Origin of the sequence: Ralstonia sp. Ralssp110 (genome assembly GCF_047325135.1) — a bacterium.
GTDB lineage: Bacteria > Pseudomonadota > Gammaproteobacteria > Burkholderiales > Burkholderiaceae > Ralstonia > Ralstonia mojiangensis.
The window spans coordinates 2,700,388-2,720,458 of record NZ_CP168610.1 but is presented as its reverse complement, the minus strand read 5'-3'; the positions used below and the strand labels follow the sequence as shown (position 1 = coordinate 2,720,458).

General features: G+C 64.9%; 19 protein-coding genes. 9 read left to right on the top strand and 10 right to left on the bottom strand.

Translation table 11 applies throughout. The annotated features are described in order from the left end of the window. Positions 1 to 314: 314 nt before the first annotated feature. Positions 315 to 1,529, top strand: coding sequence for an HD-GYP domain-containing protein (locus ACEN9T_RS21680; RefSeq protein ID WP_092973070.1), 1,215 nt, complete (start codon positions 315 to 317; stop codon positions 1,527 to 1,529). A 17-nt stretch (positions 1,530 to 1,546) separates the two neighbouring features. Here ACEN9T_RS21680 and ACEN9T_RS21675 read toward each other — a convergent pair whose 3' ends face one another. Beyond that, positions 1,547 to 1,708, bottom strand: a complete 162-nt coding sequence (locus tag ACEN9T_RS21675; protein WP_175537153.1) for a hypothetical protein — start codon at positions 1,706 to 1,708, stop codon at positions 1,547 to 1,549. Between the two features lie 229 nt (positions 1,709 to 1,937). Here ACEN9T_RS21675 and ACEN9T_RS21670 point away from each other — a divergent pair, with 229 nt between their 5' ends. The 3 genes from ACEN9T_RS21670 (at position 1,938) to ACEN9T_RS21660 (ending at position 5,735) form a co-directional block, all read left to right on the top strand. Then, positions 1,938 to 2,924 carry a DUF6685 family protein gene (locus ACEN9T_RS21670; RefSeq protein WP_413707023.1) on the top strand — a complete coding sequence of 329 codons (987 nt, stop codon included), beginning with the start codon at positions 1,938 to 1,940 and terminating at the stop codon, positions 2,922 to 2,924. Between the two features lie 104 nt (positions 2,925 to 3,028). After that, on the top strand, positions 3,029 to 3,445 hold the full coding sequence (locus ACEN9T_RS21665; RefSeq protein WP_413707022.1) for a hypothetical protein: 417 nt from the start codon (positions 3,029 to 3,031) through the stop codon (positions 3,443 to 3,445). 85 nt (positions 3,446 to 3,530) lie between these two features. After that, on the top strand, positions 3,531 to 5,735 hold the full coding sequence (locus ACEN9T_RS21660; protein WP_413707021.1) for a TonB-dependent receptor: 2,205 nt from the start codon (positions 3,531 to 3,533) through the stop codon (positions 5,733 to 5,735). Between the two features lie 54 nt (positions 5,736 to 5,789). On the opposite strand, the gene ACEN9T_RS21655 is transcribed toward ACEN9T_RS21660, so the two are convergent. Both ACEN9T_RS21655 and ACEN9T_RS21650 read right to left on the bottom strand, forming a co-directional pair. Continuing rightward, positions 5,790 to 6,422: a hypothetical protein gene (locus ACEN9T_RS21655; RefSeq protein ID WP_413707020.1), complete on the bottom strand. Its 633-nt coding sequence runs from the start codon at positions 6,420 to 6,422 to the stop codon at positions 5,790 to 5,792. A gap of 132 nt (positions 6,423 to 6,554) precedes the next feature. Beyond that, positions 6,555 to 7,142, bottom strand: a complete 588-nt coding sequence (locus tag ACEN9T_RS21650; RefSeq protein ID WP_092973059.1) for a hypothetical protein — start codon at positions 7,140 to 7,142, stop codon at positions 6,555 to 6,557. A gap of 171 nt (positions 7,143 to 7,313) precedes the next feature. Here ACEN9T_RS21650 and ACEN9T_RS21645 point away from each other — a divergent pair, with 171 nt between their 5' ends. Then, entirely contained in the window at positions 7,314 to 7,619 is a 306-nt protein-coding gene (locus ACEN9T_RS21645; RefSeq protein WP_413707019.1) for a hypothetical protein, read from the top strand. 760 nt (positions 7,620 to 8,379) lie between these two features. Then, positions 8,380 to 9,843: a PLP-dependent aminotransferase family protein gene (locus ACEN9T_RS21640; RefSeq protein ID WP_092973051.1), complete on the top strand. Its 1,464-nt coding sequence runs from the start codon at positions 8,380 to 8,382 to the stop codon at positions 9,841 to 9,843. Positions 9,844 to 9,852: 9 nt separating this feature from the next. Here ACEN9T_RS21640 and ACEN9T_RS21635 read toward each other — a convergent pair whose 3' ends face one another. Genes ACEN9T_RS21635 through ACEN9T_RS21620 form a run of 4 tightly spaced genes read right to left on the bottom strand, consistent with a single transcriptional unit; the run spans position 9,853 to position 13,656 of the window. Continuing rightward, complete coding sequence (locus ACEN9T_RS21635) at positions 9,853 to 10,521, bottom strand: membrane integrity-associated transporter subunit PqiC (protein ID WP_092973049.1); 669 nt, start codon at positions 10,519 to 10,521, stop codon at positions 9,853 to 9,855. Next, complete coding sequence (locus tag ACEN9T_RS21630; RefSeq protein WP_413707018.1) at positions 10,518 to 12,161, bottom strand: intermembrane transport protein PqiB; 1,644 nt, start codon at positions 12,159 to 12,161, stop codon at positions 10,518 to 10,520. Before ACEN9T_RS21630 ends, ACEN9T_RS21635 begins: the two co-directional genes overlap by 4 nt. Beyond that, positions 12,158 to 12,895, bottom strand: coding sequence for a paraquat-inducible protein A (locus ACEN9T_RS21625; RefSeq protein WP_092973045.1), 738 nt, complete (start codon positions 12,893 to 12,895; stop codon positions 12,158 to 12,160). Before ACEN9T_RS21625 ends, ACEN9T_RS21630 begins: the two co-directional genes overlap by 4 nt. Beyond that, the gene (locus ACEN9T_RS21620; RefSeq protein ID WP_413707017.1) at positions 12,892 to 13,656 is read right to left on the bottom strand and encodes a paraquat-inducible protein A; all 765 of its coding nucleotides are present in this window, start codon (positions 13,654 to 13,656) and stop codon (positions 12,892 to 12,894) included. The genes ACEN9T_RS21625 and ACEN9T_RS21620 overlap by 4 nt, the downstream gene beginning before the upstream one ends. Before the next feature lie 251 nt (positions 13,657 to 13,907). Between ACEN9T_RS21620 and ACEN9T_RS21615 the strand changes: the two genes are divergently transcribed. Next, positions 13,908 to 14,393: a hypothetical protein gene (locus ACEN9T_RS21615; RefSeq protein ID WP_092973043.1), complete on the top strand. Its 486-nt coding sequence runs from the start codon at positions 13,908 to 13,910 to the stop codon at positions 14,391 to 14,393. Between the two features lie 23 nt (positions 14,394 to 14,416). Here the strand turns inward: ACEN9T_RS21615 and fghA are convergent, their stop codons facing one another. Both fghA and ACEN9T_RS21605 read right to left on the bottom strand, forming a co-directional pair. After that, entirely contained in the window at positions 14,417 to 15,280 is an 864-nt protein-coding gene (fghA, locus tag ACEN9T_RS21610) for an S-formylglutathione hydrolase (protein ID WP_413707016.1), read from the bottom strand. Positions 15,281 to 15,302: 22 nt separating this feature from the next. Then, positions 15,303 to 16,409, bottom strand: coding sequence for an S-(hydroxymethyl)glutathione dehydrogenase/class III alcohol dehydrogenase (locus tag ACEN9T_RS21605; RefSeq protein WP_260780148.1), 1,107 nt, complete (start codon positions 16,407 to 16,409; stop codon positions 15,303 to 15,305). A 232-nt stretch (positions 16,410 to 16,641) separates the two neighbouring features. Between ACEN9T_RS21605 and ACEN9T_RS21600 the strand changes: the two genes are divergently transcribed. Next, positions 16,642 to 18,444, top strand: coding sequence for a methyl-accepting chemotaxis protein (locus tag ACEN9T_RS21600; protein WP_413707015.1), 1,803 nt, complete (start codon positions 16,642 to 16,644; stop codon positions 18,442 to 18,444). Between the two features lie 7 nt (positions 18,445 to 18,451). Here the strand turns inward: ACEN9T_RS21600 and ACEN9T_RS21595 are convergent, their stop codons facing one another. Further along, entirely contained in the window at positions 18,452 to 19,120 is a 669-nt protein-coding gene (locus ACEN9T_RS21595; RefSeq protein ID WP_413707014.1) for a glutathione S-transferase family protein, read from the bottom strand. A 130-nt stretch (positions 19,121 to 19,250) separates the two neighbouring features. On the opposite strand from ACEN9T_RS21595, the gene ACEN9T_RS21590 reads away from it, so the two are divergent. Next, on the top strand, positions 19,251 to 20,063 hold the full coding sequence (locus tag ACEN9T_RS21590) for a DUF6597 domain-containing transcriptional factor (protein WP_413707013.1): 813 nt from the start codon (positions 19,251 to 19,253) through the stop codon (positions 20,061 to 20,063). Positions 20,064 to 20,071 lie beyond the last annotated feature (8 nt).

Here is a 20,071-nt window from a genome sequence, read left to right as displayed (position 1 = left end):
ACCCCTCCCGCGTCGGCCTGCCAGCCCGACAGGCGAGGGTCTTGACGCATCACCTGTTTGATTCGACCGCCGCCACAGCCGGTGTTGCAGCGTTTGCTTGCCAAGGCTGCGGTATGCCACGCGCCGCCCAATCCACATTCGCCTCAAGTTTTGCTCAGGCTTGCCGATAAGCCAAGCGCGGTTTGGCGCGCTGAAGGACCAGAGCATCCACCAGCTTAAAACGCCTAGACTGCGAAACACGAGCCAGTGTCGGCTGGCACGCCGCTCCCCTAATTCAATCAAAAAACCGGACTTCGAGCCGAGGTAGGCAGGGTATGAAGCGAATCGATGCGAGCCAATTGCGTGTCGGCATGTTTGTGATGAAGCTGGGCGGTTCCTGGCTCAAGCATCCGTTCTGGCGTGCGCAATTCCAGTTGTCGCACCAGGGCCAGATTGACGACATCCGCAAGGCGGGTATCACCGAGATCTGGATCGACCCCGAGCGCGGCGAAGACGTCATGTCAGAGACGCTGATGCCTGCACCGGCCCCGGCGCCCGCGCCCGAGCCGCTCACGCGGGAGACCGTGGCCGCGCGGCCGCCGATCACGCCCACGTCGCTCAAGGAAGAGTGGAAGCACGCCCAGCAGCTGATGCAGAACGGCAAGGCGACGCTTGGCCACATGTTTTCCGAAGCCCGCATGGGCCGGGCGCTGGAAACCGAAAAGGCGCTGCTGCTGGTGGATGACGTGTCGAACTCGCTGGCACGCAATTCGTATGCGCTGATTGCGCTGGCGCGGCTGAAGAACAAGGACGACTACACCTATCTGCATTCGTTTGCCGTTTGCGCGCTGATGGTTGCGCTGGCCAAGACGCTGGGCTTGCCTGAAGACGAGATCCGCGAATGCGGGCTGGGCGGGCTGGTGCACGACATCGGCAAATCGGCCATGCCGCGCACGCTGCTCGATAAGAGCACCGCGCTGACCAAGGACGAACTGGCGCTGCTGCAGACCCACGCCGTGGGCGGCCATCACCTGCTGCAGGGTACCGGCCAGTTCAGCGAGATTGCCCGCGAAATCTGCCTGCACCATCACGAGCGCATTGACGGCAGTGGTTACCCTGACGCTCAGAAGGCCGAGGCTATTAGCCTGTGGGCCAAGATGGGCGCCATCTGCGACGTGTACGACACGCTCACGTCGAGCAGTCCGTACCACCATGCATGGTCGCCCGCGCAGGCGCTGAAATACATGATGGCACGCACCGACACGCAGTTCGATCGCACCGTGTTTCAGGCCTTCACGCGCAGCGTAGGCATCTACCCTGTCGGCACGCTGGTCAAACTGCGCACCAACCGATTGGGCGTCGTGGTTCACCAGAACGAGGCGTCTGCGCTCAAGCCGGACGTGGTCGTTTTCTATTCGGGCAACACCAAGACACGCGTGCGCCCGGAGCGCATCAGCCTGGGCAAGTCCGACGATTCCATCGTCACCGTGGAAGACGCCACCACCTGGGGTTTGTCGGACGAGGAAGTCTCCGACATGTGCCTGGTCTGAGGTGCAGGCCCTCGGGCTCACACGTTTTCGACGGGCGGCTCATTCTGCTCGGCTGGATTCGGGCGGGTATCGCGTGGCACCAGCGGGTCGCCGGGCTTGCGCTTGGCAGGCTCGGGCTGGGCTTTCGGACTGGCGGGCTGTGTCGTATCGGTTTCTGAACGGCCTGGCTGGGTGGGCATTGCGGTCTCCTGATCTGCGGATGCCCCTCTTCCAGCATGTCGCGCGCCCGACAAGTCCCCACGTTTCATGTGTATTTTTCTTAACACGGACTTCAACAAACTTCATGGCACACCCCTCTAAAGTGGGGTACGTTTGAGTCGTTGGTTTTTACATTGCTGAACAATCGCCACACATTCAGAGCGACGTCGGCAATCCGCAAACAAACGATTCAGTCTTCCGGGGGGTGACATGAACGTTTCCAATCTGCTGCATGCAGCGTCGAACTGGGTCGTCCAGTCGCGCGCTTTCAATGTCACGCAATCGGTGGCACACCATCGCACGCCTAGCGATGCGTTGTCGCACTGGAAACTCGATATCTGGCACAAGAGCGTGCCGTTCCTGTTCGAGGGTGGCCTTGCCGAACCCGCGCACCAACTGTTTCCCAAGCATCTGGCGCATGCTGAATGGGTGGACGAGTTGCACCACCATCTGGGTCAGCTTGTGGGCGTGCGCCGGGAGCATTGCAAGATCGACATTCGCGCGGTGACGGGGCTGGCGCAGTCGCCGTGCTCGGTGCATTCCTTTCCGAGCATGCTGGTGTTTGCGCATCAGCATTGCCGCCGCATTCCGCACAGCACGGACGCCGACTTTGCCGCCAACCGGCGCCACGTATTCCGCTACGCGGATCAGGCCAATGTGTTCCGCGCCTACGACTTTGCCGGCGGCGAGCTGTTCTACATGAACGAGTGGGGCGCGCACCATTTTGCTGCGCTGGCGTTGCAGGCGCGTACGCAGAACCGTGAGCTGCTGGTCGATGCCGAAGTGCGTCATGCACGTTCTGCGCTGGGGCTGCGGCGGTTGCTTGACGGCTTCTACGTGATCGGCGCGCGACGGCAAGGGCAGCAGCGCTACGGCACGCGTTTGTCGGAAGCGCTGGCCAGCCACCAGGTGCCACACCGCTGGATGCATGGCCGCCGCGAGGCCGAAGGCTTTGAGCTGTGCTTCCTGCCCAAGTCGGATCGCTTTGCCAATTGTGTGGGCGAACAGCTTGTGCGCGACGGCTGGTTCGACTACGGTGCCTGGCTGGCCAGCCTGCACGATGCCACCGAGGTGGGTGCCCCCGCGCAGCGCGCCGAGGCCGCCCGCAAGACGCGCCCGAACTGGAAGCGCGTGCAGGTGCCGAGCCTGGGCGTGCCGACGGGTCTCATGCCGGGTTTTGCGCACACGCGCTTGTAATACAAGGGCGCTACGCTCGCAGGCTGTTCTGCCCTCCACCTGACGGATTGCTGAATCAGGCGGCTGGTGTCAGAATTCGCAACTTAGTTGCATTGGGGCGCGCAATGTCGGGTGACATTGTGCGCCAGCACCTGCGTCCGACTTTGCGTTCCTTCCGCTCCTCCTTCTTCCATCTACGTTGGCTGGCTTGCCTGCTGACCGTGTTCCTGCTGTTTGGTCAGCAGGGCGCGCTGCGGCATGCGCTGTCGCATTGGAGCGAACTGAGCGAAGGGACTGCGGCCGTATTCAACACTGCCGCCACGGCCAAGCCTGCCGGCGCCGAGCGCAGCCAGCCCGCGCAGGAGCACGCCGCGTGCTTGCAGTGCGCTGCCTATGCCGCGCTGGCGGCTGCCTTGCCGATGTTGGTGGCGCTGCGCCTGGCGCATACGCGACGCTGGCACTTTCCGCGAATCGGCTTTCATGCTGGTGCCCCGGTCTTTCCGGTGGCCGTCTGCTCGCGCGATCCTCCATTCCGCCTTTGATCCTGCATTGCCCGTCTGCTCGCGCGTTGTGTTGACGCATGCGCGAGCCGCTGCTTAACGCATCCGCTCGATTCAAAGGTCTTTCATGATTCCGTTCCAGCCCCGCAAGCTGGTGACGGCGCTTGCCGCCGTCTTGCCATCTATCGCCTCGGTATCCGCTCTGGCTCAGGAAGCCGCGACGCCGGCCTCCCCACCCGCCACGCCCACCACGATGGCGCCCGCTGCACAGCCCAAGCCGGCCGCCACCAACGTGCGCGACCTCAGCGAAACGCGCGTCACGGCCAAGCGGCTAGACGCTGCACGCAATGCGCTGTCGCCGGACACCGGCAGTTCGGTCTACAAGTTCGATACCGATGACATCGCCCGCCTGCCGCTGGGCGATGCTACGCCGCTCAACCAGGTGCTGCTGCAGGCGCCGGGCGTGGTGCAGGATTCGTATGGGCAATTGCACGTGCGCGGGGACCACTCGAACCTCCAGTACCGCATCAATGGCGTGGTCGTCCCTGAGCCGATCAGCGGTTTCGGGCAGATGCTCGATACGCGCTTCGCCAACCAGATCAATGTGCTGACCGGCGCGTTGCCGGCGCAGTACGGTTACCGCACGGCCGGCATCGTCGATATCACGACCAAGGGTGCCTCCACCGACGAGGACGGCGAGCCCAAGGCATTTGGCGGCGAGATCGGCACCGTGCTGGGCAGCAATGCCACGCATGAGGTCAACGCGCAGATCCAGGGCACGAAAGACCGCTTCAGCTATTACCTCTCGGGCGTGTTTGCCGAGAACAACCTCGGCATTGAAAACCCCACGGGCAACCGCAACGCCACGCACGATCACACTACGCAGAACAAGTCGTTCGGCATGCTGTCGTACCTGCTTGATAACGATAGCCGCGTGAGCTTCATGTTCGGCACGTCGAACGGCCGTTTCCAGATCCCGACGCGCCCCGGCCTGACGCCGCAATTCACGCTCGACGGCGCAGCGCCGCCTGCCTCTGAAGCGCTTAACGCCAATCAACGTGAGAAGACCGACTTCCAGATCCTGACGTATCAGCAGAAGGTGTCACCCAAGCTGGACTACCAGGTGTCGGTGTTCCGCCGTGCAAGCCGTATCGACTACATGCCCGATCCGATTGGCGATCTGGTCTACAACGGCGTGGCGGCCGACATCACGCGCCGCAACGAGGCCTACGGGGTGCAGGGCGACGCAAGCTACAAGCTCACCGACAAGCACACGCTGCGTGCCGGCGTATTCGTGCAGCGCGAGCGCTACGTGGCCGACAACACCGCCAGCGTGTTTGCCGCCGATAGCTCCGGCGCGCAGACCAGCACCACGCCGTTCACCATTGTCGACAACCACAGCGGCAACGGGACGACCCTGGGCGTCTACCTGCAGGACGAGTGGAAGCCTACCGACAAGCTCACTGTCAACTACGGCGCGCGCTACGACCGCGTCAACACCATCGTCAGCGAGCAGCAACTGAGCCCGCGCCTGGGCGTGACGTATGACCTGACGCCGCGCACCCGTGTGCATGCCGGCTACGCGCGCTACTTCACGCCGCCGCCCACGGAGAAGTTCGATACCACGTCGGTGCAGGCCTTTGCCGGTACGACCAATGCGCTGCCGTCCGACGCCAACACGGCCGTCAAGTCGGAGCGTTCGAACTACTTTGACCTGGGGGTTTCGCACCAGCTCACGCCGCATCTGACGCTGGGTCTGGATGCGTATTACCGCGACGTGCGCCATCTGCAGGACGAAGGGCAGTTCGGCAATGCGCTGCTGTATTCGGCGTTCAACTACGAGCGTGGCCGGATCTACGGGCTGGAAGGCAGCGCGAACTATCGCAACGGCAACTTCGGGGCGTACCTGAACCTGGCCGTGTCGCGCGCGCAGGGCAAGGGCATCGAGACCGGCCAGTTCAACTTTGGTGCCGACGAGCTGGCCTACATCAACAACCATTGGGTCAACCTTGATCACGACCAGCGCCTGACTGCGTCGGCCGGCGTGTCGTATCGGTATTCCGGCACCACCTATACGAGCGATGTGCTGTTCGGTACGGGCTTGCGCAACGGCTTCGCCAATACCGAGCACCTGCCGGCCTACTGGCAGATGAACGTGGGCGCCGCACGCGACTTCAACCTGCCGACCCTGGGCAAGTTCAAGACGCGTCTGACCGTGCTGAATATCTTCGACCGGAGCTACCAGTTGCGCGACGGCACGGGCATCGGCGTAGGCGCACCGCAGTTTGCGCCGCGCCGCACGTTCCTCTTGTCGGTCAGCAAGCCGTTCTAAGCAAATCGGGCCAGCGCATGAGGCTGGCCCGATTCTTCTTCCGTCACATCGTCATCACATCGGCGGGACCATGCCGTCCTTGCCGACCAGCACGCGCTGCGCGACCAGCGTGCCTTGCGCATCGGCGCGCACGAACATGACAACGTGCGCGCCGGCCTTCAGGTCATCGCGCCGACCCGGCTCGAAGGTGACGATCGGTACTTGCGGCGGCACCACGATGCGCTGCTCGCCATCCTTGTATTTGACCGACAGCGTGCGGCCCTGAGCCCCGGTAACGGCGCCTGCCTGTTCGACGGTGCCGTTGGTCATGCTGCTGTTTGGGCCCATGTCGTAGGAGCGGTGGCCGTCGCCGGTGCCGCGCATGGCTTCCGGAAACACGTGGACTTCGAGCGCACGCAATGTGCCGTCCGGCTGCTTGACTGCCGCCGTGCCGATATAGCTGCCGGCGCGAATGGCCGACGGTTCAATCGGCGCGACCTGGGTGACGTTGAGGTCCACCGGCAGCGTCACAGTGGCCTTGTTGCCGGAGGCATCGGTCACATCGACAGCCGTGCTGTGGACGGCATTGATGGTGGCGCGCACCCGCGTGGGCGCAGCGGCACTTTGCGCGGACGCGGCCAGCGGGAAGAGCGCTGTCACGACGGTGACAACTGCAGCGGTACGGGCTGAGAGACGTAGTCGGGTCATTGGGTAGGGGACGTGAAGTTCGCTCAAGGTGAGCCGGACGGCCGGCGCAACTCACATGGGCTGCGAGGGCGGTTCACCAGTCTAGACCGGACCGCGCTGGCGTGCAGGCGCGGTCCGTTCATCCGATGCGGCTTAGCCGCGATGCTGGCCCGGCACGCGCTTGCCCTTGTACGTCGGGCGGCTGCGGCGCATGTTGTCAGACCAATCCGTGCCGCCACCGGTGGGCGAGTGCACCGGTACATCGCGGCTGCCGGGCTCCGGGTCGATTGGCGCTTCGTCCAGGTCGACCGCATCCGGAGCATCAGCGTCGTCGTTTTCACCGGCGAGGCCCGTGGCGTGTTCAAAATCCTCGTCGTCGATGGGTGTGTCGACTTCGGGATGGTTTATGTCGTGTATGGCGTCAGGCATCAGGTCGCTGCCTTCGCGTATGACGGGTTCGTGCCCGGCCGCGCGACGCTCGCCGGTCCCGGTGGAATCGGTGTCGCTGTCGAGGTTCACATCTCCCAGGTCTGCGCCGGCCGTGCGGTTGGCTGCATTGCCGTGCGGGTGCACGGCGGGATCCTCGTCAAATCGATCTTCAACGTCGCTGCCCAGGCCCGGGCCGCCGACCACGTCGCTGCCCGAGTCCGAACTGTCGGAGGGGCCGAGTGCGTCGGTTCCGTGACCTTTGCCGGTCTGTGCAGGGGCTTCACCGGTGCGATACAGGTTGCTGGTTGCCATGTGGTTTCTCCATGCGTGCTTGTGCGCCAACGCGCGACACTGCACGTGCAGCAAGGTGGATACCTGCGCCGGGCGCCGCAGGCGTACGCCTGCGCACTGGTGCGGCGGCACGCAGGTTGCGACGCAATTCGCACGGGCGATTCGTCCGTAAACCGAACCAGGAGGCTGACGATGAAGCAACACGCACAGCAACCGCACAAGCCCGCCGCCCACGCGGCGGAAAAAGCGGGGGAACGAAAGAGCGAAGGCAAGAAGGGTGAGCGCAGCGACCAAGCCCGGCAAGAACGGGGTGCCGCCAAGGACCGCGCTGAATCCGACCGTGCCGAGCGCACATCAATGCAGCACGGCCCGGACCAGTCGGCGAAACGTCCGATGCAGGCGCCTGCCGAGGATGGCCGCGCCGCCGCACAGGAAGGGCAATTGCCGCAGAACCAGCAGCGTCTGGGGCAGCATCAGAACAGTCGGAAGCAGCCATGACCGCCACCCAGAAGCCTCGTGGCGATGACAAAGCCAGAGCGCCTGCGGGCGACACCGCTCGGCCCGTGGCGCCGGCCATCCCAAGTGAAAGCGGCGTAGGCGAGGAAGACCCGGGTGATTTCGAAAACGCGTCTATCCGGTCGGACGACGGGAAACGCCCCGACGTGCCTCGGGACAAGCCAGACGCGCGGCGGTAACACGTCACATCGTCATTTCAGCCGCGAGAGGTCTGGCGCGGCTGAATGACGTTCGCAAGCCAACGCCATATCGCCGGCCGTGCCGGGCGTCGTGTGCCAGCGGCCGCAGCCACGATGTGCACATGCGCGCCGTTGTGCCTGTCGGCATGCAGGTGCCACCACCCGGACGTTTCCACAACATGCGCGTGGCCGGTGCCAAGGGTGTGCCGCGCTGTTGCAATTGAGCGCGATGGAGGTGTCAGGTGCAAGCTGCCCTCCAGTGCTACCAGTGTGGCTCCAGCGGGGAGCCAGTGCAGGCCGGCTTGTCCGGGGCGAAGCGTCAGCCTTTCTGGTTCGGATGCGGGTGTCGTTGCAGTCATGTCGATCTCCTGAACATGGCTCCAGCGTAGGCACACGACCCTACTCTCAATAGAGACAGAACCGGCAAAGTGCGGGGCAACAGCCGTGCCTTGTGACAATCTGTTGCGGTACAGTTTGACGTCGTCTGTATCTGTTGCGGTGGCGGTCTTGCCGGCATGATGTGCTGGACCCTCCTTGCCGCCTGTCGCCGCCCCCTCGCCGCCATGTCCGTCACCGAGTTGACTTCCCCGCCCGCGCAGCCGCTATACCGGACGCTTGCCGATCATTACCTTGGCGCGATCCGCAGCGGAGTGCTGGCACCGGGTGAGCGCATGCCGTCGGTGCGCATGCTGATGCGCACGCACGCGGTGAGTCTCTCGACTGCGCTGCAGGTGTGCCGGCATCTGGAGACGGAAGGCTGGCTCGAGGCGCGCGAACGCTCGGGCTACTTCGTGCGCCAGCCGCGCCGCGCCTTGCTCGCACCGGTCAAGGAGCCCGAAGTCTCCACGCCCGATCCTGCCGCCTACGTGGGCGTGCATGCGCGCGTGTCGGCCATCGTGGCGCGTGGGCAGCAGGCCGCGGTGCACGTCGATCTGTCGGGGGCAAGCGGGGCGGCCGCGCTGTACCCGGCGGCGGCGCTCAACCGGATTGCCTCGCAGGTGCTGCGGCGGTATCCGCTGCTGCTGACGCAGTCGGTCATTCCAAACGGCCATCCCGAATTGCAGACGGCCGTGGCGCGCCGTGCGCTCGATATGGGCGTGCGGGTTGCCCCAGACGACGTGATCGTCACCCACGGCTGTATCGAGGCGGTGAACCTGGCCCTGCGCGCGGTGGCGCAGCCAGGCGATACGGTGGCAGTGGAATCGCCCACCTACTACGGGCTGCTGCAGGTGCTGGAAAGCCTGGGCATGCGCGCGGTGGAAATTCCTACCAGCCCTCGCACCGGCATGTCGCTCGAAGCGCTGGAGATGGCGGTGCAGGCCTATGGAAATATCCGCGCCGTAGTGGTGGTGCCCAACCTGCAGAATCCGCTCGGCAGCATCATGCCGGACTCGGCCAAGCGCCGGATGGCGGCTTTTTGCGACGCTAATCGCATCGCCCTCATTGAAGACGATACCTACAGCGCACTGGGCGACAGTCCCACGCCGCTCAAGGCCCTCAAGGCGTGGGACCGCACAGGCAACGTCATCTATTGCGCGTCATTGAGCAAGGTGCTGGCACCCGGCCTGCGCCTGGGCTGGATGGCGGCCGGCCGCTGGCAGGGCCGCGTGCAGATGCTGAAGTTTGCGCAGTCGCGGCCTAACGATTCGTGGTCGCAGGTGCTGGCGGGGCGCTTTATCGCGTCGGGGGCGTATGACCGGCACCTGCGCACGCTGCGCCAGACGTTGCGCGAGCAGCGCGAACGCATGGCCGAATCGATTGCGGGATGCTTTCCCGCCGGCACGCGGTTGTCGGTGCCCTCGGGCGGGCTGGCGATGTGGGTGGAACTGCCCGCCAACGTGTCGTCGGTGGAACTGTTCGATGCGGCGCTGGCGCAGGGCATCCGGATTGCACCGGGGACAATGTTCTCGAACCTGAACCGCTTCGATCATTACTTCCGCATCTGCTTCGGGCTGCCGCCTTCGGCCAACCTTGAAGCGGCGCTTGCCACGCTCGGCCGGCTCACGCAGGAACTGGCCGAGCGCTGATCGATCGACCTACCGGCACCACGCCGGCACAGCGGAAGGCGATTCAAGACCCTGCACGCTCTGCGCAATCTGTTGCGACCACTGCTGCACGAGGCGTTGCGTGGAGGACACCACCGCATTGACGCCTGCATTCGCATCCGTACCGGCAGGTTGCGCATTCACGGGCATGGCCAGCGTCGTCTGGCAGGTGAGCGCGACGGGGCTCGCGCCTTGGGTGGCCGCATCGCGCGATACGCGCCACGTCACCAGTGCCGTCACGCCCTGGCCGGGCCGCGCGTCATAGCTGCGCATTTCGGCGCCGATGCGGAAGAGCGGCACGCCTGCCGGCGCGGCGGCACTTCCCACGTCAACCGCAGACAGCGTCGTCGCCAGGTTCGCAGACAGCGCATCGCGCAGTTCCGAACCGAACGGCGCGGCCCAGCGTTGCTGCTCAAGCGCCACCACTTCGCTGTCGGACGTACGCAGCACGATCTGCGGCTTGTCCAGGCGATCGGGTACCCGCACACCCGAGAGGCGGAAGGCGCGCTGGAAACGGCCGGTATCCGTTGTTTCGGGGCGCACTGACAGCGTATGCAACGTCGGCTCGGGCGAAGCGCACGCGCCAACCAGCAGCGCCACGGCAGCGGCGCCGGCCAGGCGAAGAGAAGAAGACAGCATCGTCGTTTGCATCGGCATCATTGCGCGTCCTTTGCCTTGCCGCGGATCAGCGCTTCCGGGTGGCGGTCCAGATAATCGGTCAGCACGCGCACGGACGCGGCGGCCTTGGCCACTTGTTCCAGCGTGTCGCGCGCGTTGCGTTGCAGCGGGGCATCGTCGGAGAAGACCTGGCGCGCAGAATCGAGCGTGCGGCGCGCCTCGGCCAGCGTTTCCTTCATCTGCGGGGCGAGGTCGCTGTTGACCGTCTTGGCCAGTTGCTCGGTCTGCTTGAGCGTGGCGTCGAGCGTCGTCAGCGTGCGGTGGACATCCTGTCCGATCTGCTCGAACGGTACCTTGTTGAGCTTCTTGACGATGCCGGCGATCTGCGCCTCGATGTCGTCGGTGGGATTGTCTGCGGTCGGGAACACATACGCGCCGTCACGATCGCGCATGCCGAAGCGCGGCGGGGTCTTGTCGCGTTCGGCCGCGTCGATGAAGTCGAGATTCACGAACTGCTGGCCCGTCAGCAGGCTCGCGCTCTTCAACTGTGCGCGCATGCCATTCTTCACCAGCACGTCGAACTGCGTGCGGACGTCTTCGGAGGCGTGCTGCGGGTTGTCGTCGCGGATGTCCATGCCGAAGCGCGTGGGGTACAGCGTGGCCGTCACGGGCAGCACGAACTCGTGGCGCTTCTTGCTGTAGTGGATGCCGATCGACTTGATCTCGCCCACGTTGATGCCCTTGAACTCCACCGGTGCGCCCACGTTGAGGCCCCGCAGCGAGCGGTGGAAGTACATCACCACGGTCTGCGAGAGGTGTTCCGGGTCCTTCAGCGCCGCGGTTTCGTTGCGCACGAGCTGGAACTCGGCGTCGGAGGCGGCCGGCTGGTGATCGGCTTCTTCGGGCGTCTGGAACGCGATGCCGCCAAGCGCCACGGTCAGCAGCGATTGCGTATCGACCTTCAACCCGCTGGCGTCGAGCTTCAGGTCGATGCCGCTGGCATTCCAGAACCGCGTGCCGCGTGCCACAAACTTGTCGAACGGCGCGTTGACGAAGATGTGCAACGTCACGCCCTTGCCGTCGGTGTCGATGTCATACGCGGTGACCTGGCCCACGCGCACGCGGCGGAAATACACCGGCGCACCGATATCGAGCGAGCCCAGGTCGGGCGCGTGCAGGGTGAACTGCTTGCCGGGTGCATCAGCGGAGATGGCCGGCGGTGTGTCGAGGCCTTTGAAGCTGGATTTCTTCTCCTGCGAGCGGCCGCCATCCACGCCGATGTACGCCCCGGAGAGCAGCGTGCCGAGCCCCGAGATGCTGCCGGCTGCAACGCGCGGGCGCACCACCCAGAAGCGCGTATCCGATGCGGCGAACGCCTTGCCGTCATGGGTGAGTTCGATCAGTACCACGGCACCCGACCGGTCGTCGGTGAGGCCCACTGCCTTGACCACGCCAATATCGACACTCTTGAACTTCACGCGCGTCTTGCCTGCTTCGATGCCCTCGGCCGAGCTGAATGTGACGGTCACTTGCGCGCCGCGCGCCAGGATCACGCGCGCCATGAGCGTGGCGCCCACCATCAGCGCCACGATCGGCACCAGCCAGATCAGTGAGGGCAGCCAGCGTTTGCGCTTCGTGCGGCGCGGCGCGGGAATGTTTTCGTTATCGACGGGGTCGGTCATACATCGGTCTCTTCGGGATCGGGCTCGTCGATGACGTCCCAGATCAGGCGGGGATCAAAACAGCGGGCGGCGAACATGGTCAGCACCACCACGGCGGCAAAAGGGCCGACACCAGGGCCGGGTTTGATGATGGCCAGCGTCGACAGATGCACAAGCCCTGCGAGCAGCGTCACCACAAACACATCGAGCATCGACCACCGGCCGATGATCTCGACCAGCGCATACAGGCGCGTGCGCAGTCGCGGATTCCAGCGCCAGCGTTGCTGCACCGAGAGGCACAGCACCGCCAGGATGCCGAGCTTGGCCAACGGCACCAGAAAGCTTGCGATGAACACGATGATGGCCAGGTGCCACGAGCCTGACGTCCAGAGATAGACGATCCCGCTCATGATGGTGTCCTGCTGCGTGCCGAGCAGGGTGTCGGTAATCATCACGGGCAGCAGGTTGGCGGGCAGGTACATGGCGGCAGCCGCAAGCAGGAGTGCCCAGCAGCGCGCCAGGCTGTCGGGCTTGCGCACGTGCATGGGCGACATGCAGCGCGGGCAGACCGGCGCTGCGATGGTCTCGTCAGGTGCGTCTTCGTGCGTGAGCACCGCTTGGGTGGCGGCCGACGCGTGGGGCATGCGCGCCAGCAGGCCGCAGCGCTCGCATGTCACCAGGCCTTGTGCGGCGGCCCGCAGCGGGCGAGCCTCTTGAGCCGGCTGGGCCGGTGCAGGGGTGGTGACGCTGTTCATGGGCGGTCCTCGCCGGGGCGGGCGGCGGCGTCCATGCCGGTGGGGGCGTCGACTTGCGAACCCGGTGGCAGCGTCAACCCAATCTCGCGCCAGAACGGTCGCAGGTCGATCGACAACGCCACAGTCAGGAACACGGTGAGCGCGGCAAACGCCCACAAGCCCGCATCGGCTTCAAGCGACACCATGCGCGCCACTTTGATGAGCGCCACCACTACGCCCAGCATGAAGATCTCGACCATCGCCCACGGGCGGATCAGCGCTGCGGTGCGCAGCACCAGCGCCGCGGCCGGATGCTGCCGCCCACGCAATCGCGCAATGAGCAGCGGCGCCAGCACTGACATGTACATCAGCGGGAAGAAGACCGTGGTGAGTGCCACCAGTACGGCAGCGAAGAGCATGTCGTAGTCGTACAGCGCCACGATGGCGCCCCACAGCGTGGTGGCGTGCCGGTTGCCGCCGCCGTTCATCTCGGCAATCGGGAAGATGTTGGCGACGATGTAGACGATGAGGCCCGTCAGCACCAGCGGCAGCAGTACCGAGAGCCGCTCGCTCTGGTTGCGGTACAGCTTGACGCCGCAGCGCGTGCAATGCGCTTCTTCATCCAATGCAATGACTTCGTGGCGATGCAGGGTGTCGCAGTGCTCGCATGCGATCCAGGCATCTGGATCGCCAGGAAGGGGCTGCGCGACCGGGGCGGCCTTGGCGTCGGGGGTGTCGCCCGCTGCACGCCATGACGGGGGCAGCGGGAAGGGGAGTTTCACGGTTTACAGCTCCATCGTCGGGCTGAAGGTGGGCCGGCAGCGTTGCAGACGCATGCGGCGGCGCACCGACAGTGGGGCAGGCGATTATACATACACCGTTGAATGTATAGCTGAGTGCGGGCTTCCTCATTTTGACGCACGGTCACAAGCAAATATCCCGCCAATCGGCACACTCGATATTGCATGGCGTGACGGCGGAACGGGCCTTGCTGAGGTGGAAGGGCACATTCCCAATCTCAAAGGAGCATTTCATGACGTATCTCCGTGCATCTTCTCTAGTCATCGCGTTGGCGTTGGCGGGCGGTACCGCAGCGGCGTATGCCCAAACGGGGGCAGCCCAATCCAACAGCACGGCTGGCAGCAGCATGTCTCCGGCGGGTGGTACCGACACCGGCACAACTGCAACGGGCACGGGGGGTACCGCTGTCAACGGCAGTTCGGCCAACGGCGGTCGGGATGCCACCCGCAACCGCAACGCCACCGGCAAGCAAGGGCGGGCCGGCAATATGCGCTCGGGTTCGAGCGGTGGATATGGCGGCAGTGCCAACGATTCAACCGGCAGTGCAACCGGCGGCGGCTCGGGTGGAGTGGGTGTAGGCGCACCAGGCACGGGCGGGTCGATGGGCGCGCCGGGCGGCGGTAGTGGCGGTGGTGCTGCGGGTTCAGGGGGCGCTGGTGCCGGTACCGGAGGCGCCGGTGGGGCGGCGGGCGGCAGTGCCGGTGGCGGCAGCCGCTAGCCTGGCCCCGCATTTACCTGCTGCTAACGCAGTTGTGCTGCGTGATGCAGCAGGTGGTCTTCGATGAAGGTCTCGATGAAGTAGTAGCCGTGGTCGTAGCCCGGGTGGCGACGTAGTTGCAGCGGCTGCCCGGCTGCAGCGCACGCGGCGGCAAAGTCATCCGGGTACAGCTGCTCTGCCAGAAATTTGTCGGCCTCGCCCTGATCGACCAGGATGCCGCCCGGGAACGGGCAAGACGCCTGCCGCATCAACTCCGTGGCGTCGTGCGCTGCCCAGGCGGTGCGATCGTCCCCGAGATACCCGGTGAACGCCTTGATGCCCCACGGGCACACCGACGGATGCGCGATGGGCGCAAACGCGGAGACCGAAGCAAAGCGTTCCCGATGACGCAAGGCCAGCGTCAACGCGCCGTGGCCGCCCATCGAATGCCCGAAGATGCCGATGCGCCCCGGCGCCACCGGAAAAGCCACGCGGGCGATGTGGTGCAGCTCGTCGGCAATGTAGCTTTCCATGCGGTAGTGCTCGCGCCACGGCGCCTGCGTGGCGTCTAGGTAGAAGCCGGCGGCGATGCCGAAATCCCAACTGTCGGTTTCACCGGGGATGTTCGCGTCGCGAGGGCTGGTGTCGGGCGCGATGAGGATGAGGCCTTCGCGTGCTGCCACACGTTGCGCACCGGCCTTGATGGCAAACGTCTCTTCCGTGCACGTCAGACCCGCCAGATAGAACAGCGCGGGGCAGCGCGTGCCTTCCAACGCCTGCGGCGGCAGGTAGACCGAGAAGCGCATCGGCAGCCCGATCGCCGTCGAGGCATGCCGATAGAAACGCTGCACGCCACCAAAGCAGGCATGCTCGGAAAGCAGTTCAAGTGCCGGTACCGGGATCGTCATTGCGTGGCTCCATCCTCGAGATTCAATACAGCACGACCGAACGGATCGACTCACCGCGCTTCATCAGCTCGAAGCCCTCGTTGATGCGCTCCAGCGGCAGCGTGTGCGTGATGAGGTCGTCGATGTTGAGCTTGCCTTCCATATACCAGTCGACGATCTTCGGCACGTCCGTGCGGCCACGTGCGCCACCGAAGGCGGAACCCTTCCACTCACGACCCGTCACGAGTTGGAACGGGCGCGTGCTGATCTCCGCGCCCGCCTCGGCCACGCCGATGATGATCGATTGGCCCCAGCCCTTGTGGCAGCACTCCAGCGCCTGACGCATGACCTTCGTGTTGCCGATGCATTCGAACGAGTAATCCGCGCCGCCGTCGGTGAGCTGGATGATGTGGTCGACCACGTTGTCCACATCATTCGGGTTGATGAAGTGCGTCATGCCGAATTTGCGTGCCATGGCTTCACGTGCGGGGTTCAGATCCACGCCGATGATCTTGTCTGCACCCACCATCTTCGCGCCCTGGATCACGTTCAGCCCGATGCCGCCCAGACCGAACACGACCACGTTGGCGCCGGCTTCCACTTTGGCCGTGTAGACCACTGCGCCCACGCCCGTGGTAACGCCGCAGCCGATGTAGCAGACCTTGTCGAACGGCGCATCGGGGCGGATCTTTGCCAGTGCAATCTCCGGCACCACGATGTGATTCGCAAACGTTGACGTGCCCATGTAGTGGAACAGCGGCTTGCCGTCGAGCGAGAAACGCGACGTGCCGTCCGGCATCAGGCCCTTGCCCTGGGTGGCGCGAATGGCCTGGCACAGGTTCGTCTTGCGCGACAGGCAGAACTTGCACTGGCGGCATTCCGGCGTGTAAAGCGGGATCACGTGGTCGCCGGCCTTCAACGATGTGACACCTGCGCCCACCTCCAGCACGACGCCCGCGCCTTCATGGCCGAGGATCGCCGGGAAGATGCCTTCCGGGTCGGCGCCCGAGAGCGTGTAGTAATCGGTATGGCAAATGCCGGTCGCCTTGATCTCGACGAGCACCTCACCGGCGCGCGGGCCTTGCAGGTCGACTTCTTCCACGGTGAGCGGAGCACCGGCTTTCCAGGCGATGGCGGCTTTGGTTTTCATGGCGCATTCCTTTTCTTGAAGTGCAGCTCGCCCGACTTGGGCAGCGTAGGAAGGGCGATTGTAGAACGTTGCCTGCTGAGGCAACGTGACAGCGAAGTCATGTCATGCACATCAGACTTCAGATTTCCTTACGACGGCCGTTTCATGTGCGACGGCAGGCCGACAGGGCCGTGTGCCGCATGCCTTACATGGTGGAATCCCTGCCATGGGCCTCGTAGTAGGAAACCATACCGTGCTTGCATCCATCCGTACTCGCATTTTGCTGACCTGCGTTGCCATCGTGGTCGGCGCATTGACCTTCGCTGGCGGTCTCAACTATCTCGTAACGCGCTCGTACAACGACGAGTCCATCCGCCAGAACCTGCAGTCCGTCGCGCGCGGCCACATCGCCGGCATCGACGACTGGGTGGCGTCCAAGACGCAGATGGTGGTGTCGTTGCAAGAAGTGGCGGTGTCTGCCGATCCGATTCCGGTCTTCAAGGCCGTGCACAAGGCTGGCGGCTTCATCAACGTCTATGTCGGCTACCCCGACAAGTCGTACAAGTTCTCGAACCCCGAAGGCATTCCGCCGACGTATGACCCGACTGCACGCCCCTGGTACAAGCAGGCGGTGGAGGCCGGCAAGCCCGTGGTGACGCCGCCGTACGTGAGCGCGAGCACCGGCCAGCTCGTCGTGACCTTCGCCGTGCCCATCCTGGAAGGCGGCACGCTCAAAGGCGTGATCGGCGGCGACGTGGCGATGGACAGCGTGATCGCCAACGTGAAGGCCATTCATCCGACACCGGCCAGCTTCGGCTTCCTCGTCAACGCGGCCGGCAAGATCGTCGCGCACCCGAATGACAAGCTCACGCTCAAGCCGGCGACCGATCTGTCGGCAGGCCTGAACGAAGCCACGCTGGCATCGCTGGCGCAGGCGGAGAAGCCGGTGGAAGTGTCGGTGGATGGCGCATCCAAACTGCTCTACCGCCAGGGCGTAAAGGGCACCGACTGGGGCCTGGTGGTGGCGCTGGACAAGTCCGACGCCACGGCCGGCATGCGTTCGCTGGTGATGACGTCGATTGGCGCGCTGGTGGGTGTGGCGATTGTTGCTGCGTTGATCGTCGGTGCGATGACTTCGCGTGCGTTCCGCCGCCTGTCGATGATCCGCGATGCGATGGACGACATCGGCTCGGGCAGCGGTGACCTCACCAAGCGTCTGCCCTCAGATGGCGAAGACGAAGTCGCGCAGATCGCCCGCTCGTTCAACACGTTTGCCGACAAGCTGACGGCGGTGATGCAGCAGATTCGCCTGGGCAGCGACTCGGTGCGCTCGGCCGCGCAGGAAATTGCTGCCGGCAATGCAGATCTCTCGCAGCGCACGGAAGAACAGGCCAGCTCGCTGGAAGAAACGGCGTCGAGCATGGAAGAGCTCACGAGCATCGTGAAGCAGAACGCCGACAACGCGCGTCAGGCCAGCCAGCTTGCCGTGACGGCGTCGGACGTTGCCACGCGCGGCGGCAACGTGGTCGGCCAGGTCGTGCAGACCATGGGCGGCATCAACGAAAGCAGCAAGAAGATTGCCGACATCATCGGCGTGATCGAAAGCATTGCATTCCAGACCAACATCCTGGCGCTGAACGCTGCGGTGGAAGCCGCGCGTGCCGGCGAACAAGGCCGCGGCTTTGCGGTGGTGGCCAGCGAAGTGCGCAGCCTGGCGCAGCGCTCGGCGGGCGCGGCGAAGGAAATCAAGGCGCTGATTCACGACTCGGTGGATCGTGTGAGCAACGGCACGGCGCTGGTGGATCAGGCCGGCGTGACGATGGCGGAGATCGTCGATGCGGTGAAGCGCGTGACCGACATCATGGGCGAGATTTCGTCGGCGTCGGAAGAGCAGAGCAGCGGCATCGAGCAGGTCAACCAGGCCGTCAATCAGATGGACCAGGTGACGCAGCAGAACGCAGCGCTGGTGGAGCAGGCGGCGGCCGCTGCGGAGTCGCTGGAAGAGCAGGCCCACAACCTGAACGAGGCCGTGGGGCAGTTCCGCCTGTCGCACTGAACCGGGCTCAGGCCTGGGGAGCGGCCGCGCTGGCGGCCGCCTTGGCCTTGTCCTGTTCTTCCGCCAGCGCGAGGTCTGCTGCCCGTGCGCGCTGGACCGCAGGCCGTGCCAGGATGCGGTCGATATACGCGCGCACCACGGGCGTCTCGGGCATCAGCTTGAACATCGTGATCCAGTCCAGTGCGGCGCCCCAGAGCACGTCTGCCGCCGTGAAGCGCTCGCCGAGGAAGTAGGGCCCTTTGGCCAGCTGTGCGTTGATCGCGGCAATGACGGTGTCGAAATCGCCATAAGGCGAGGTCGAATACGCGGCTGGCGCGCGGCCCATTGAATGGTCGACGACGGCTGGCTCGAAGCACGAACCGTAGAACGCCATCCATCGCAGATACGCGCCGCGCAGCGGGTCGCCCACCGCCGGCGACAGCCCGGCCTCCGGATACAGCTCGGCCGCATACAGATACACCGCGACTTGCTCGGTGATGACCGCATCGCCATGGCGCAGTGTCGGCACTTTTCCCAGCGGATTGATTGCGAGGAACGCTGGCGTCTTGTGTTGGCCCGTGGTCAGGTCGAAGGCATGCACCTCGTAGTCGGCGCCGAGTTCTTCGAGCAGCATGCGCGCGCCCCGCGAGCGGCTGCGCGGCGAGTGGTAAAGGATCAGGTGGCGGTCTTGGGGCATCGTCGGCTCCGTGTTCGATGGAAACGGATGAGGAAAGAGCGCCACTGTAGGCGCAAGGCTTGCCTCCGTCTTGGAAAAATCCGCTGCGGCGGTGCATCATCGCGGCATTGTTTTCGCGGACGCCGCTTCCATGACCGATCTACGTGACGTTGCCTCCAAGCCAAAGGGCGTGGTCGATCCGTTGGCATTTCGCCAGCGTTTCCGCCTGAACCGTTACGAGCCGTGTGCCGCGCTGGCCGGCGTGCTCGATCATCACTGGATAGTCGAATGGGACTTGCGCGGCCAGCCGCCCTATACGCAGCGCACGCTGCCGTATCCGTGCGTGAACGCCGTCTTCGATCGTCGGCAGACCGCTGTCTTTGGCGTGGTGTCGGGCACGTTCGCAACCACATTGGCCGAGACGGGCCGCGTGATCGGCATGCGTTTTCGGCCTGGTGCCTTTCGCGCGTTCTTCGGCAAGCCGGTGCGTTTGCTGACCGACAAGACCATGCCGGTTTCCGAAGTGCTTGGTATTGATGATGCGCAGGCAGAAGAGATCGTGCTCAGCGCGTGTGACGACGCCGGCATGGTGTCTGCCGCAGAAATGCTGCTGCTGCGCGTGTTGCCGCCACCCGATCCGCAGGTTGAGCGCATCCACAGCATCTTGCAGTCGCTTCACCAGGACGCGGGCCTGACCCAGGTGCGCGACCTGGCCGAGCGTGCCGGCATGAGCGAACGCACGCTCCAGCAATTGTTCTCTGAGTATGTGGGTGTGACACCCAAGTGGGTGATCCGCCGATACCGCTTGCATGAAGCCGCGGACCAGCTTGCCAACGGCGCGGAAGTCGATCTGGCTGAACTTGCGCAGCGGCTTGGCTACTTTGACCAGGCCCATTTCACGCGTGACTTCCGCCGCCTTGTCGGCAAGGCGCCCGCGGAGTATCGGCGCGCCAATCAGGCCTAGCGCGCCCG

Coding starts and splice junctions, on each gene's coding strand:
- ACEN9T_RS21595 (WP_413707014.1), bottom strand. CDS start 19,120: ATGCCCCAAGACCGCCACCTGATCCTTTACCACTCGCCGCGCAGCCGC.
- ACEN9T_RS21660 (WP_413707021.1), top strand. CDS start 3,531: ATGATTCCGTTCCAGCCCCGCAAGCTGGTGACGGCGCTTGCCGCCGTC.
- ACEN9T_RS21670 (WP_413707023.1), top strand. CDS start 1,938: ATGAACGTTTCCAATCTGCTGCATGCAGCGTCGAACTGGGTCGTCCAG.
- ACEN9T_RS21665 (WP_413707022.1), top strand. CDS start 3,029: ATGTCGGGTGACATTGTGCGCCAGCACCTGCGTCCGACTTTGCGTTCC.
- ACEN9T_RS21655 (WP_413707020.1), bottom strand. CDS start 6,422: ATGACCCGACTACGTCTCTCAGCCCGTACCGCTGCAGTTGTCACCGTC.
- ACEN9T_RS21675 (WP_175537153.1), bottom strand. CDS start 1,708: ATGCCCACCCAGCCAGGCCGTTCAGAAACCGATACGACACAGCCCGCC.
- ACEN9T_RS21680 (WP_092973070.1), top strand. CDS start 315: ATGAAGCGAATCGATGCGAGCCAATTGCGTGTCGGCATGTTTGTGATG.
- ACEN9T_RS21635 (WP_092973049.1), bottom strand. CDS start 10,521: ATGATGCCGATGCAAACGACGATGCTGTCTTCTTCTCTTCGCCTGGCC.
- ACEN9T_RS21630 (WP_413707018.1), bottom strand. CDS start 12,161: ATGACCGACCCCGTCGATAACGAAAACATTCCCGCGCCGCGCCGCACG.
- ACEN9T_RS21625 (WP_092973045.1), bottom strand. CDS start 12,895: ATGAACAGCGTCACCACCCCTGCACCGGCCCAGCCGGCTCAAGAGGCT.
- ACEN9T_RS21590 (WP_413707013.1), top strand. CDS start 19,251: ATGACCGATCTACGTGACGTTGCCTCCAAGCCAAAGGGCGTGGTCGAT.
- fghA (WP_413707016.1), bottom strand. CDS start 15,280: ATGACGATCCCGGTACCGGCACTTGAACTGCTTTCCGAGCATGCCTGC.
- ACEN9T_RS21615 (WP_092973043.1), top strand. CDS start 13,908: ATGACGTATCTCCGTGCATCTTCTCTAGTCATCGCGTTGGCGTTGGCG.
- ACEN9T_RS21650 (WP_092973059.1), bottom strand. CDS start 7,142: ATGGCAACCAGCAACCTGTATCGCACCGGTGAAGCCCCTGCACAGACC.
- ACEN9T_RS21605 (WP_260780148.1), bottom strand. CDS start 16,409: ATGAAAACCAAAGCCGCCATCGCCTGGAAAGCCGGTGCTCCGCTCACC.
- ACEN9T_RS21640 (WP_092973051.1), top strand. CDS start 8,380: ATGTCCGTCACCGAGTTGACTTCCCCGCCCGCGCAGCCGCTATACCGG.
- ACEN9T_RS21645 (WP_413707019.1), top strand. CDS start 7,314: ATGAAGCAACACGCACAGCAACCGCACAAGCCCGCCGCCCACGCGGCG.